The organism is Massilia alkalitolerans DSM 17462 (assembly GCF_000427785.1).
Taxonomy (GTDB): Bacteria; Pseudomonadota; Gammaproteobacteria; order Burkholderiales; family Burkholderiaceae_D; genus Telluria; species Telluria alkalitolerans.
This window is the reverse complement of sequence record NZ_ATYR01000004.1, coordinates 1-13,649: the sequence shown is the minus strand read 5'-3', so window position 1 is coordinate 13,649 and position 13,649 is coordinate 1. Positions and strand designations below refer to the sequence as shown.

The window sequence follows — 13,649 nt, the reverse complement described above, 5'->3', positions numbered from 1 at the left end:
AAATATGGCGAGCACCACCATCAGGCATGTCGTCATCGTAGGGGGAGGATCGGCCGGCTGGCTGACTGCCTCCGTCCTTGCATCCGGCTTCGAGGCGGCGGAAAGCGGCGGCCTGCGCGTGACGCTGATCGAATCGCCCGACGTGCCGACCATCGGCGTCGGCGAGGGCACCTGGCCGACCATGCGCGACACCCTGCGCGCGGCCGGCCTGTCCGAATCCGCTTTCTTCCGCGAGTGCGACGCCGCCTTCAAGCAGGGCTCGCGCTTCAACCGCTGGGTCCATGGCGGCGACCACGATTACTATTTCCACCCCTTCGTGCTGCCGCAGGGCTGGGGCGAGGCCGACATGGCCGGCCGCTGGCTGGAACGCCATACCGACATCCCCTTTGCCGACCTGGTGACTTACCAGCCGCACCTGTGCGTGCACGGACGTGCGCCCAAGCAGGCCGCCACGCCCGAGTTCGCGGCGGTGGCCAACTACGGCTACCACCTCGACGCCGGCAAGTTCGGCCTCTTTCTCAAGAAGCACTGCCTCGAACGCCTGGGTGTTCATTTTGTGGCGGACCACGTCACCGGCATCCGCTCGCACGACAACGGCGACATCGCCGCCCTGCACACCAAGGCGCACGGCGAGCTGGCGGGCGACCTGTTCGTGGACTGCACCGGCATGCAGTCGCTGCTGCTCGGGAAGCACTACGACGTGCCTTTCATCCCGCAGCGCGGCGTCCTGTTCAACGACAGCGCACTGGCCGTCCAGGTGCCGTACCTAGCGGAAGATGATCCGATCGCCTCGCAGACCACCTCCACCGCGCAGGACGCCGGCTGGATCTGGGACATCGGCCTGCCGACCCGGCGCGGCATCGGCCACGTGTATTCGAGCGCGCACACGAGCGACGAGGAGGCCGAACGCGCGCTGCGCGCCTACATCCGCGCCACCGGCGGACCGGAAGACATCCCGGCACCGCGCAAGCTGAGTTTCGAACCGGGTTACCGCGAGCGCTTCTGGCACCGTAACTGCGTGGCCATCGGCCTGTCCGCCGGCTTCATCGAGCCGCTGGAGGCGTCGGCACTGGCCATGGTGGAACTGTCGGCCTCGATGCTGCTCGACGAGATGCCGGTGACGCGCGCGCAGATGGAGATCAGCGCCCGGCGCTTCAACGAGACCTTCACCTACCGCTGGGAGCGGGTGATCGACTTCCTGAAGCTGCACTATGTGCTGAGCCGCCGCGAGGGCGCGATCGATCCGCATGGCTACTGGCGCGACAATCGGAGCAGCGAGTCCATCCCGCAGCACCTGGCCGACCTGCTGGCGCTGTGGCGCCACCGTCCGCCCTCGCGCTACGACTTCAATCGCATCCAGGAAGTCTTCCCGGCGGCGAGCTACCAGTATATCTTGTACGGCATGGGCTTCCTTCCGGAACCCGGCCAGGCGCGGCGCGAGCGCATCGGCGAGGGCAACGGCGCGATGGCGGACGGCTTCCTGCGCCAGGCGGCCGAGCTGACGCGCCGGATGCTGCCGGCGCTGCCGGACAACCGTGCGCTCATCGCGCACATCGTGCGCCACGGCCTGCCGACCTGACAAGACAACGACAACGACAAAAGAAAGAGACACCACATGGCCAAGCCAGTACTGCTGAATAACATCGACCATAAGGACCTGCGCATCATTACCCGCCACGGCAGCAAGCTGGATGACAGCCACGCCTATGTGCAGACCTTCGCCGGCGAATTCCGCCTCCTGCAGGCCCACTACCCGATCATCTTCCGCAAGCAAAGCGAAGCGCATGCCTACGAGCCGATCGCCCTGTTCGGTTTCGAGACCGACGAAAACCTGTTCCTGGAAGAAGACCGCTGGGACGCGCCGACCCTGCCGCTGCTGGTGGAGCGTTTGCCGTTCATGATCGGCCGCGAGGGCGAGGAGCTGATGATCCACATCGACGTCGACAGCCCGCGCATCAGCACCACGGAGGGCGAGCCGATCTTCCTGCCGCACGGGGGCATGAGCCCCTACCTCGAGCACGTCAACTCGATGCTGCTGACCATCCACGAAGGCATGGGATCCAATGCCGCCTTCATCGAAGCGCTGGAGAAGCACGAGCTGCTCGAAGGCTTCTCGCTCGACATCACGCTCGACGACGGATCGGAGAACCGCCTGGCCGGCTTCTACACCATCAACGAAGAACGCCTGGCCGCGCTGGACGCCGCCGCGCTCGACAGCCTGCACAAGGCCGGCTGGCTGTCCGCCATCTTTTTCCAGATCGCGTCGCTGTCGAACTTCCGCGCGCTGATCGACCGCAAGAATGCCCGCCGTGCTGCCCGTGCCTGAACCCATCCGGGAAATCAGCGGCCTGACGCCGCGCGACCTCGGCCCGAGCATTCTCGAATCCACCGAGCCGATCGTGCTGCGTGGCCTGGTGGCAGGGTGGCCGATGGTCCAGGCGGCGCGCCAGTCGGCATCCACCGCCGACGCCTACCTGCGCCGCTTCTACCGCGACGCCACCGTGAACGCCATGCTCGGCCCGCCCGAGATCGAAGGCCGCTTCTTCTACAACGAGGCGATGGACGGTTTCAACTTCGCGCCGGTGCGCGTGCGCCTGGACAAGGTGCTGGCCGAGCTGGAACGCTACCGCGGCGTCGACCAGCAGCCGGCCATCTACGTCGGCTCGACCACGATCGACACCTGCCTGCCCGGTTTCCACGACGAGAACCGCATCGACCTGGGCGGCCGCGACGCACTGGGGTCGATCTGGATCGGCAACCGCACCCGCATCGCGGCCCACTACGACCTGCCGGACAACCTGGCCTGCGTGGTGGCGGGGCGGCGCCGCTTCACCCTGTTCCCGCCGAGCCAGGTCGAGAACCTGTACATCGGCCCGCTCGACCTGACGCCGGCCGGCCAGGCCATCAGCCTGGTCGATTTTGTACAGCCCGACCTGGCGCGCTTCCCGCGCTTCGCCACGGCGATGGCGCATGCGCTGGCGGTCGAGATGGGGCCGGGCGACGCGCTGTTCATCCCCAGCATGTGGTGGCACCACATCCAGGCACTGGAAGACTTCAACGTGCTGGTGAACTACTGGTGGCGCCAGTCCCCCGACTACATGGACACGCCGATGAACGCGATGATGCACGCCTTGATGAGCGTGCGCGACCTGCCTTTGGCGCAGCGCAAGGCCTGGGCCGGACTGTTTCGCCACTACGTGTTCGATGCGGACGACGAGACCGCGGCCCACATCCCGCCGAATGCGCGCCGCGCCCTGGCCCCGATGGATGCCGAGAGCGTGCGCAACATCCGCGCCCAACTACTGAAAAGAATGAATCGCTGAGGAGGGAGACATGGAACAAGGACTGAATGGTATCGGCAAGCCCATACGCCGCGTCGTCATCGCCGGCGGCGGCACCGCCGGCTGGATGGCGGCCGCCTGCATCTCGAAGGTGCTGGGCAAGCGACTCGACATCAAGCTGGTCGAGTCCGACGAGATCGGCACCGTGGGCGTGGGCGAGGCGACCATCCCGACCCTGCTGAACTTCCACAACCTCCTCGAGATCAACGAGCAGGAGTTCATGGCCGAGACCAAGGCCACCTTCAAGCTCGGCATCAGCTTCGAAAACTGGCGCAACGTGAACGAGGACTACATCCACTCGTTCGGCCTGACCGGCACCGACCACTGGACCGCCGGCTTCCAGCACTTCTGGCACAAGGGCCGCGAGCGCGGCCTGGCCGGCGACTATGGCGACTATTGCCTGGAGCTGCGCGCCTCCCAGGAGAACAAGTTCGCCCACCTGCCGCGCAGCGGCATGAACTACGCCTATCACCTCGATGCGAGCGCCTATGCGCGCTACCTGCGCAAGTTCAGCGAGCGCTTCGGGGTGCAGCGCATCGAGGGCAAGATCGTCGATGTCAGCACCAGCGCCTTGAGCGGGCAGGTGCGCTCGATCACGCTCGATTCGGGCGCGGACATCGAGGGCGATCTGTTCATCGACTGCACGGGTTTCCGCGCGCTGCTGATCGGGCAGGCGATGGGCGTCGAGTACGAGGACTGGTCGCAGTGGCTGTTCAACGACAGCGCGGCCGCGCTGCAAACGAGTTCGGTGCGCGACGCGATTCCGCTCACGCGCTCGATCGCCCATCCCTTCGGCTGGCAATGGCGCATCCCGCTGCAGCACCGCGTCGGCAACGGCATCGTGTTCTCGAGCCGCTATGTGGAAGAGGGTGCAGCCATCGAGGCGCTTCTGGGTAACATCGAAGGCGAAGCCCTGATGAAGCCGCGCGTGATCCGGTTCAAGCCGGGGCAGCGGCGCCAGATCTGGAAGAACAACGTGGTCGCGGTCGGCCTGTCGAGCGGCTTCCTGGAGCCGATCGAGTCGACCAGCATCCACCTGATCCAGCGCAGCATCATCCGCCTGATGCAGATGTTCCCGACCAGCGGCATCGTCCAGAGCGACATCGACGAGTTCAACCGGCAGGCCTGGGAAGAGGTAAGCCAGATCCGTGACTTCATCATCCTGCACTACAAGGTCAACAACCGGATCGACGCGCCTTACTGGACGGACGCGCGCAACATGGAGGTGCCGAAGTCGCTGCAGCACCGCATCGACCTGTTCCGCGAAACCGGGCGCGTCTTCCGCATCGCGAACGAGCTGTTCGCCGAGAACTCGTGGATCCAGGTGATGCTGGGGCAGGGCATCATGCCTTACCGGCACCACCAGTCGGCCGACCTGATGGGCGACGAGGAGCTGTCGCACTTCCTCGGTTCGATCAAGGGGCAGATCGACCGCACCGTGGCCGGCCTGCCTTCGCACCAGTCCTATGTGGAGCGTTACTGCTCGACGCCGAAGTAGGCCAGGAAGGGCTACCAGCCGTGTTCCAGCACGTGCAGCCAGGTGCCCGCGCTGACCGCCAGGGCGATGCAGGCCGCGCTCCCGAGGATGCCGGCATCGCGCCGGTTGCGCGACCTGAGCTCGCGCCATGCAACCCAGGCAAGGCATAGCCCGATCAGGCCATTCGAAACGAGCATGGCGTTCATGTCGTGCAGCTCCTCAGTCCCATTCCATCGCTCCTTTCTTCCATTCGTAGGCGAAACCCACCGCCAGCAGGCCCAGGAACACCATCACGGCCCAGAATCCGGCGCTGTCGAGCTCCATCAGGGCCGCGGCCCAGGGGAACAGGAACACCACTTCCAGGTCGAACAGGATGAACAGGATCGCGACCAGGTAGTAGCGCACGTCGAACTTCATCCGTGCATCGCCGAAGGCTTCGAAGCCGCATTCGTAGGCGGACAGCTTTTGCGCGTCCGGCCGGTGCGGCCCGAGCGCGCGGCCCAGCAATTGCGGCACGACGCCCACGGCGATGCCGACGAGGATGAAAAGCAGGACCGGCAAGTATTCAGAAATATCCATGATCGCTCATTCAGTGTGAAACCATCTTCAGGCCGACGATGCCGGCGCCGATCATCGCGATGCACAGCAGCCGTGCCGGCGACGCGGATTCGCCCAGCAGCACGATGCCGATGATCGCGGTGCCGATCGCGCCGATGCCGGTCCAGATCGCATAGGCTGTCCCCACCGGCAGCGTCTTCAGTGCATAGGACAGCAGGCCGAAGCTGACGGCCATCGCCGCCAGCGTGCCGACCGAGGGCCACAGGCGCGAAAACCCTTCGGTGTATTTGAGGCCGACCGCCCAGGCGATTTCGAACAGGCCGGCCACGAGGAGAGCTCCCCAGACCATGATGTACCTTTCCATGAAAAAACAATGGCAGTATCTTATTTCTGTATTGAAGATAGAAAAAGTCAGAAGCTGTCAGTAAAATTGAAAGATGGCCTTTGACCTCGACAACCTGAAAGTCTTCCTGGCGGCGGTGGACCACGGTTCCTTCTCGGCCGCGGCGCGGGCGCTGCGGCGTGTTCCGTCCGCCGTGAGCATGGCGATCGCCAACCTGGAGGCGGAACTCGACCTGCAACTGTTCGACCGCAGCGGCCGCGAGCCGCGGCCCACGGCGCATGCCGCGGTGCTGCTGCCGCAGGCCCGCCTGCTGGTCGAGCAGTTGCAGCGCATGAACAGCCACGCGCTGTCGCTGACCCAGGGACTGGAAACCTCGCTGACGATTGCCCTGGTGCCCGAGCTGCTGGCCGCGGCACCGTGGAGCGAGGCGCTGCGCCGGCTGGCGCTCGAATACCCGCTGCTCAAGGTGGAAGTGCTGACCGCGCCGCAGGCCGACGCGCTGGCCATGCTGCGCAGCGGACGCGCGGACCTCGCCCTGGTCTATGAGCGCTACGGACGCGAAACCAACGAAGCCTTCGAGGAGGTGGCCGAGGAACGACTGGTCGCGGTCGTCGCGCCCAGCCATCCCCTGTGCCAACGCATGGGCAAGGAAGCCATTCGCGACGAAGACCTGCTGGTCGAGCGCCAGGTCCTGATCGCCGGCCGCGACACCGAGTACGTCGACAAGCGCATCGCCGTCGCGCGCATGCAATGGCGAACCGATAACCCGGCCGCGGCGCTGGCGCTGGTGAAGGCCGGCCTGGGCTGGGCATGGCTGCCCTCGGGCCTGGTGCGCGAGCATCTCGAGCATGGTGAACTGGTCGAGATTCCGACCGCGAACTTCACCAATGTGCTGCGCTTCTTCGTCGACATCATCTGGAACAACGAGCGCCCACCGGCCCTGGCGGCGCGGCGCTTCATCGCCCTGATGGAAGCGCTGCGCGAGGACGAAAAAAATGCCCGCTTGTCAGGCGGGCATTCTTAGAAGGGCTGACGGCGTCAGGCCGCCGCCACCGGCTGCTTGTGCAGGTTCGCGTACTTCAGGCCGAAGTACAGGATGAACAGGTAGCACACGGCCGGCACCAGGAAGGACGGCTGCAGGCCGATGGTGTCGGCGAACATGCCCTGCACGAAGGGCACCACGGCGCCGCCGACGATGGCCATGCACAGGATGCCCGAGCCCTGGCCGGTGAACTTGCCCAGGCCGTGCAGCGCGAGGCTGAAGATGGTCGGGAACATGATCGAATTGAACAGGCCGACCGCGATGATCGCCCACATGGCCAGCTGGCCTTCGCCGAAGGTCGCCGCCAGCACCAGCAGGATCGAACCGAGGGCGTTGACGGCCAGGGTCTTGCCCGGGCTGACGTAGCGCATCACGGCGAAGCCGATGAAGCGGCCCACCAGGGCGCCGCCCCAGTACAGGCTGACGTACTGCGCCGCATCCGCGTGGCTCAGGCCCGCGATGTTGCCCTCGCCGAGGAAGTTGATCAGGAAGCTGCCGATGCTCACTTCCGCGCCCACGTACAGGAAGATCGCGACCGCGCCCAGCACCAGGTGGCGGTAGGCCATGGCGCCGCCCTTGCCGTCGACGGCCGGCTTGCCGTCATCGGCATGGCTGATCTTCGGCAGCTTGGCCACCGCGAACAGCACCGCCAGCAGCGCCAGCGCCGCGGCCAGGCCGAGATACGGGCCCTGCACGGCGGCCGCCTCGGCCGCCTTGTGCGCGGCCTGCTCGGCGCTAGGTAATGCAGCCAGCTGCTCGGCGCTCAGCGCGACCGTGGACAGGATCAGGATGCCGCCCAGCGCCGGCGCCACCGTGGTGCCGAGCGAGTTGAAGGCCTGGGTGAGCGTGAGGCGGCTGGACGCGGTGCGCGCCGGCCCGAGCACGGTGACGAAGGGGTTCGCCGCCACCTGCAGGATCGTGATGCCGCTCGCCAGAACGAAAAAGGCGAACAGGAACAGGCCGTAGCCGCCTTTCGAGGCCGGGTAGAACAGGGCGCAGCCGGCGGCTGCGATCATCAGGCCGGTGACGGCGCCGTTCTGGTAGCCGATCTTCTTGATCAGCATCCCGGCCGGCAGCGACACGATGAAGTAGGCGCCGAAGAAGCAGAACTGCACCAGCATCGCCTGCAGGTAGGTCAGGGTGTAGATCGACTTCAGGTGCGGGATCAGGACGTCGTTGAGCGACGTGAGCAGGCCCCACATGAAGAACAGGATGGTGACGATGACGAGCGCGCCGGTGTGCGGGTTGTGCTCGGATTCGAGCGCCTGCGCCGTCGGCGTCGGGTTCTGGACTGTGTTCTGCATGGGGTCTCCGTTTATTGCAGGGTCGCGATATGGTCCGACAGCATCGCGGATACGCCGCGCAGCGCCGGGTACTGCTCGGTAATCAGGTAGGTCGGGATGCGTGCGAGGTAGGGACTGAGGCGCCCCTTGTCCTCGAAGCGTGCGCGGAAAGCTGATTCGGTGAACAGTTTACCAAGCCTTGGCACGATGCCGCCACCAATATACATGCCACCGGTCGCGCCCAGGGTTAGTGCGACGTTGCCCGCCACGCTCCCGAGCACCCCGCAGAAGATCTCGACCGTCCTGACGCAGTCGCTCGATGTGCCGTCGATCGCGGCGCCGGTGATGCTTGGGGCGTCAATACGTTTCCCGGTCAGCGCCCAGTGGATCAGCTCCAGGCCCATGCCCGACAGCAGGCGTTCGGCCGACACGTGGCCGTATTCTCCCCACAGCGCTTCCAGGATCGCCACTTCCTCCTTCGTCGACGGCGCGAAGCTCACGTGGCCACCTTCGCCGGCGAGGGCGATCCAGCGCGTCCCCGCCGGGATCACGCCGGACACGCCCAGGCCCGTGCCAGGCCCGATCAAACCGATCGGTCGGTTCGCCAGCTCGATGCCGCGGCCGATGCGCTCGCGTCCGTTCGCCGCCAGGTGCGGCAGCGACATCGCCAGCGCGGCGAAATCGTTCACCACCAGCAGGGTATCCAGGCCTTGCTGCCGGCGCAGCTCCTCGATCGAGAAGCTCCAGTGGTGGTTGGTCATGCTGACCCGGTCTTCCTCGACCGGGTTGGCGATCGCCAGCGCCGCATGGCGCACGCGCTCCACCGCCAGCCCGCGGCCGGCAGCCCTGGCGAGGTAGGCCTGCATGGCCTCGCCCAGGGTCGGATAATCGGCACAGGCCAGCACTTCGACGTCATCGAAGCCCGTGCCCGACTGCAGGGCGAAACGGGCGTTGGTGCCGCCGATGTCGGCCAGCAGCTTCATTGCAGTTCCCTGCAGCGGACGGCATCCGGCTCGCCAGCTGCGCCGCCGGCGATCTCGATGTTGGTGAAGGCGGCGGCAAAAGCGGCGTCGCTGCTCACGCTGAAGGGCGTGTCCACCTTGGCCAGGTCGGTGCCCTTGGCCTGGAAGCAGGCCAGCGGAATCGCGACGGTCTGCTTGCCCTTGCCGGCCAGGCGCTTGAACAGGGCGGTGGTGTCGAGGCTGCCGGCGCCCATGCGCATCGTGACCTTGCCGCTTGGTGCGTTCGATACGATGGTGTCGAAGCGCAGCGCCGCATTGGTGGATGCCGCGGCCGGCAGCACCATGGCGCGGGCGCCGCGCGCCTCGACGGTGGCCGGGCCGGTCCAGGTGACCAGCTTGGCGTCCTGCTGGGTATTGACCTGCGAGGTCTGCACGCTCACGCCCGGCAGGCTGAAGCTCGAATTCAGGTCGGCGCCCAGCACCAGGGTTTGTCCGCCGCTGCGGATCGTCAGCGGGAAGCTGGCGCGGTCGGCCTGGCTGAACACCGGGAAGCTGTTGCTGACGCCACAGCCGCCTTGCGGATAGGTGGTATCCAGCTTGCCGACTTTCGAGCGCGTCGCCGCCTTGAGACCGTAGCCATAGGCGAACAGCGGCGCGTAATTCTTGTCGCCCACGTTCAAGTCGGTCTGGCAGGCCGATTTCGGCCACGAGAAGGGCAGCTTGCCGCTGAAGTCGTAGCGCTTGGTCCCGGCCACCAGCAGGTCCGACACGCCCTTGCCTTCGGTGCCCGGCAGCCAGGCGGCCACGAACACGTCCGACAGGTTGAGCAGGTCGTTCACGTAGAGCGGACGGCCCGAGACGAACACGGTCACCACCGGCTTGCCCTTGCCGGCGACCGCCTGCAGCACCGCCAGGTCTTCCGGATAGCGGCCGGAGTGGCGCAGGGTACCGTTCGGACCGATGTCGCCGTCGCCTTCCGCATACGGGCGCTCGCCGATCACCGCCACCACCACGTCGAAGGTCGACACGTCAACGCCTTTGCCGTCAACGCTGAACGTGACATTATCCTTGCCGGCCGCCTCGCGGATGCCGGCCAGCACCGTGTCGCCATTCGGGAAGTCGGCATTGGTGTTGGCGGTGCCCTGCCAGGTGATCGACCAGCCGCCGCTCTGGTTCGACATGTCGTCCGCGGTCTTGCCGACCACCAGGATCTTCTTGCCGCGTGCGATCGGTAGGACTGGCTGATCGTTCTTGAGCAGCACCAGCGACTCGCGCACCGCGCGGCGCGCCAGATCGCGCGGCTGCATGACCTCGTCCTTGCCGGCGTAGGCGTTCTGCGCCGGGCTCTTGTCGAACAGGCCGGCGCGCAGCTTGACGCGGATGATGCGGCTCACGGCATCGTCAATGCGCGCCATCGGGATCTCGCCGCTTTCCACCTGCTTGATGGTGTTGGCGATAAACGCCTTCCAGTCGTCCGGCACCATGATCATGTCGTTGCCGGCATTGATCGCCGCCGCGCAGCTGTCGTTGCGGCAGCCCGGCACTTCGCCGTGGCCGTTCCAGTCGGTGATGACGAAGCCGTCGAAGCCCATCTTCGTCTTCAGCACGTCGGTGAGCATGGCGCGGCTGCCGTGCATCTTGCCGTAGTTGGTCCCGCTCGCCACGTCGTTCCAGGAATTGAACGAGGACATGACGGTCTGCACGCCCGCCTCCAGGGCCGGATAGTAGCCGGCGCCGTGGATGTTGATCATCTGCGATTTGCTGGACTTGTTGACGCCGCGGTCCTTGCCGAACTCGGTGCCGCCGTCGCCGATGAAGTGCTTGGCGGTGGCGATGGTATTGGCATCGTCCTTCAGCATGCCCTGCATGCCGCGCACATAGGCGCCGGCATAGCTTTTCACGATGTCCGGATTCTCGGAATAGCTCTCGTAGGTGCGTCCCCAGCGGTCGTCGCGCACCACCGCCAGGGTGGGGCCGAAGACCCAGGCGATGCCGCTGGCGCGCGTGGCTTTCGCGGTGGCCGCGCCGATTTCCTCCATCAGCTTCGGGTTGCGCGCCGCGCCCAGGCCGATGTTGTGCGGGAACAGGGTGGCGCCGAACACGTTGTTGTGGCCGTGGACGGCGTCCGTGCCCCATACCACCGGCACCTTGACCGCCATGTCGGTGCTGAGGGAGGCCTCGTGGTAGCGCTGCGCCAGCGCCAGCCATTCGGCCGCCTTGGCATGCTTGTTCCCGTTCGGCCAGCTGCCGCCGCCGTTGAGCACCGAGCCGAGGTAATAGCGTTTGACGTCTTCCGGCGTGGCGCTCTTGATCTCGGGCTGGGTCATCTGGCCGACCTTCTGCGCCAGGCTCATCTTGCCGACGATGTCGCGGACGCGCTGTTCGAGCGCCGCGTCCTTGGCGATGGCGCTGCGCACGGTGGGCCAGTCATTCAGGGGGGCTGCCGTGGCAGGGAGGGCCAGCGCGATGGCCAGCGTCAGTACCGGGTTGCGAAGCATGGGTTTCATGGGGTCGTCTCGCTTGTTATGGTTTGTCTTGTTCGGCGCGCAGGAAGGAGCGGTACCACTTGCCGCTGCCCTTCAGGCGGCGTTGCTGGCTTGTGTAATCGATGTGGGTGAGGCCGAAGCGCTTCAGGTAGCCCTCCGCCCATTCGAAGTTGTCGAGCAGGCTCCAGGCGAAGTAGCCCTTCACCGGCACGCCGTCCTTGATGGCCGCGTGCAAGGCGGCCAGGTGGCGCATCAGGTAGTGGCGGCGCTCGACGTCGTCGATCTCGCCGTCGGGGCCCACCTCGTCGGCATAGCAGGAACCGTTCTCGGTGATGTACATCGGGCCCGGATGGTAGTCGTTCTCGATGCGCAGCAGGAGTTCGGCCAGGCCCTGCGGCGCCACTTCCCAGCCCATGTAGGTGGTTTCCACGCCAGGCGCGGGCGGCAGCACGCGCGCCGACAGGGGCCCGTGGCCCGGGGCATGCTGGATGGTCTCGGGGAAGTAGTAGTTCACGCCGAGGAAGTCGGTCGGCACCGCGATGGCCTCGAGGTCGCCCGGCAGCACGATGGGGGCGGCGTCACCGATCGCTTCCAGGATCGCCTGCGGGTAGCCGTGGCCATACAGCGGATCGAGGAACCAGCGGTAGCGCAGGCCGTCGTGGCGTTCGGTGGCGGCGATGTCCTCAGGCTGGCTGGAAGCAGGACGTACCGGATGCAGGCTCAGGGCGAGGCCGGCCTTGGCGTTGCGGACGTTGGCGCGGATCAGCGGCACCGCCTTGCCGTGCGAGAGCAGCACGTGGTGCGCCACTTGCAGCGCGGTCTTGAAATCGGTATTGCCCGGCGCGTGCCAGCCTTCGTAGTTGCCGATGATGGCCGTGCACCAGGGTTCGTTGTGGGTGATCCAGTGCTGCACGCGGTCGCCCAGGCGGCGCGTCATCGCATCGACGAAAGCGAGGTAGGCGTCGACGGTGGCGCGCTCGTTCCAGCCGCCGCGGTCCTGCAGGAACTGCGGCAAGTCCCAGTGGTAGAGGGTGGCCCAGGGCTGCAGGCCGCGTTCCAGCATGCCGTCCACCAGGCGCGAATAAAAATCCAGGCCCTTTTCGTTGGGCTTGCCGCCCACCTCGGAGAAGATGCGCGGCCAGGCGATCGAGAAGCGGTAGGCATTCAGTCCCATGTCGCGGCCGATGTCGAAGTCTTCCGGCCAGCGGTGGTAGTGGTCGCAGGCGACAAGCCCGTTGGAGCCGTCCTTGATCTTCCCTGGCGTGGCGGCGAAACGGTCCCAGATCGATTCGACCCGGCCGTCTTCCTGGCCGGCGCCTTCGATCTGGTACGACGAGGTGGCGCAGCCCCACAAGAAGTCGGGGGCGAAATCGCCGCGCGATGGGGCGCTCGGCTCGGGACGGGATGCTGTTGTCATGGTCTGGTCTGGTTGAGCTTGTTACGCTAGGATATTTGGAAAGCTTTCCAATTGCAATCTAAAAAAAAGGCCGACGGGCGGCCCTCCCTCTTATTTCTTCCTGCTGCGCGTGCGTCCGGCCGCGCTTTCGCTCGGCCCTTTGGCCAGCGAGGCGCGCAGCGTCACGCTCACCGGGAAGGTGCGCGTTACCGGACGATGCAGGTCGTAGCAGCGGTTGAGCAGGGCGTTCAGGCCATTGAGCGTCATCTCGCGCCAGGGCATGTGCACCGAGGTCAGGCGCGGGGCCGAGAACGCGGCGCTCGGGGTATCGTCGTAGCCGATCACCGACAGGTCGCGCGGCACGCTGATGCCGGCTTCCTGGAAGTAGGCCAGCGCGCCCACCGCCATCTCGTCGTTGGCGCAGAACAGGGCGGTGCATTTGGTACCGGAATCGATCAGCGCCTTGGCTGCCGACCAGCCGCCCTGGGGCGAGAAATCGCTTTCCATCATCCAGACCTTCCTGGTGTCGATACCCTCGGCTTCCAGTTCGCGCATGAAGCCGTCGATGCGGGCCACGTTGTCGGCCAGCGCCGCCGGGCCGGCAATCACGGCGATGTCGCGGTGCTTGTAGTCGAGCAGGGTGCGCGCAGCCAGGCGCCCGCCCAGCACGTGGTCGACCGTGAAGCACTGCTCGGGAATCTGCTTGACAGCCGCCCTGGGGCGAGAAATCGCTTTCCATCATCCAGACCTTCCTGGTGTCG

General features: G+C 66.2%; 13 protein-coding genes. 5 read left to right on the top strand and 8 right to left on the bottom strand.

Going from position 1 to position 13,649, the window contains the following annotated elements; genetic code table 11:
* Positions 1-4: 4 nt before the first annotated feature.
* Genes YWC_RS0105725 through YWC_RS0105710 form a run of 4 tightly spaced genes read left to right on the top strand, consistent with a single transcriptional unit; the run spans position 5 to position 4,839 of the window.
* Positions 5-1,579 (top strand): tryptophan halogenase family protein, encoded by a 1,575-nt coding sequence (locus YWC_RS0105725; RefSeq protein ID WP_027864506.1) that lies wholly within the window; start codon positions 5-7, stop codon positions 1,577-1,579.
* Between the two features lie 36 nt (positions 1,580-1,615).
* A complete protein-coding gene (locus YWC_RS0105720) occupies positions 1,616-2,326 on the top strand; it encodes a SapC family protein (protein ID WP_027864505.1) in 711 nt (236 codons plus the stop codon).
* Entirely contained in the window at positions 2,319-3,323 is a 1,005-nt protein-coding gene (locus YWC_RS0105715) for a cupin-like domain-containing protein (protein WP_229413024.1), read from the top strand. Before YWC_RS0105720 ends, YWC_RS0105715 begins: the two co-directional genes overlap by 8 nt.
* A 10-nt stretch (positions 3,324-3,333) precedes the next feature.
* A complete protein-coding gene (locus YWC_RS0105710) occupies positions 3,334-4,839 on the top strand; it encodes a tryptophan halogenase family protein (protein ID WP_027864503.1) in 1,506 nt (501 codons plus the stop codon).
* 11 nt (positions 4,840-4,850) lie between these two features.
* Here YWC_RS0105710 and YWC_RS32675 read toward each other — a convergent pair whose 3' ends face one another.
* The 3 genes from YWC_RS32675 to sugE are packed head-to-tail and all read right to left on the bottom strand — an operon-like array spanning position 4,851 to position 5,725.
* The gene (locus YWC_RS32675; RefSeq protein ID WP_156923519.1) at positions 4,851-5,024 is read right to left on the bottom strand and encodes a hypothetical protein; all 174 of its coding nucleotides are present in this window, start codon (positions 5,022-5,024) and stop codon (positions 4,851-4,853) included.
* A gap of 13 nt (positions 5,025-5,037) precedes the next feature.
* Entirely contained in the window at positions 5,038-5,397 is a 360-nt protein-coding gene (locus tag YWC_RS0105700; RefSeq protein ID WP_027864502.1) for an NADH-quinone oxidoreductase subunit A, read from the bottom strand.
* Between the two features lie 10 nt (positions 5,398-5,407).
* Positions 5,408-5,725 (bottom strand): quaternary ammonium compound efflux SMR transporter SugE, encoded by a 318-nt coding sequence (gene sugE / locus YWC_RS0105695; RefSeq protein WP_027864501.1) that lies wholly within the window; start codon positions 5,723-5,725, stop codon positions 5,408-5,410.
* 88 nt (positions 5,726-5,813) lie between these two features.
* Here sugE and YWC_RS28455 point away from each other — a divergent pair, with 88 nt between their 5' ends.
* On the top strand, positions 5,814-6,743 hold the full coding sequence (locus YWC_RS28455) for a LysR family transcriptional regulator (protein WP_036213304.1): 930 nt from the start codon (positions 5,814-5,816) through the stop codon (positions 6,741-6,743).
* A 14-nt stretch (positions 6,744-6,757) separates the two neighbouring features.
* On the opposite strand, the gene YWC_RS0105685 is transcribed toward YWC_RS28455, so the two are convergent.
* From YWC_RS0105685 to YWC_RS28445, 5 genes are all read right to left on the bottom strand, one after another.
* Positions 6,758-8,065, bottom strand: a complete 1,308-nt coding sequence (locus YWC_RS0105685; protein ID WP_027864500.1) for a sugar MFS transporter — start codon at positions 8,063-8,065, stop codon at positions 6,758-6,760.
* A gap of 11 nt (positions 8,066-8,076) precedes the next feature.
* Positions 8,077-9,027, bottom strand: a complete 951-nt coding sequence (locus YWC_RS28450; protein ID WP_036213301.1) for a glucokinase — start codon at positions 9,025-9,027, stop codon at positions 8,077-8,079.
* On the bottom strand, positions 9,024-11,513 hold the full coding sequence (locus YWC_RS0105675; protein WP_027864499.1) for a glycoside hydrolase family 3 protein: 2,490 nt from the start codon (positions 11,511-11,513) through the stop codon (positions 9,024-9,026). The genes YWC_RS28450 and YWC_RS0105675 overlap by 4 nt, the downstream gene beginning before the upstream one ends.
* Positions 11,514-11,529: 16 nt before the next feature.
* Positions 11,530-12,909, bottom strand: coding sequence for a GH1 family beta-glucosidase (locus tag YWC_RS0105670; RefSeq protein WP_027864498.1), 1,380 nt, complete (start codon positions 12,907-12,909; stop codon positions 11,530-11,532).
* A gap of 90 nt (positions 12,910-12,999) precedes the next feature.
* On the bottom strand, positions 13,000-13,587 hold the full coding sequence (locus YWC_RS28445; RefSeq protein WP_307175576.1) for a substrate-binding domain-containing protein: 588 nt from the start codon (positions 13,585-13,587) through the stop codon (positions 13,000-13,002).
* Between the last annotated feature and the right edge of the window lie 62 nt (positions 13,588-13,649).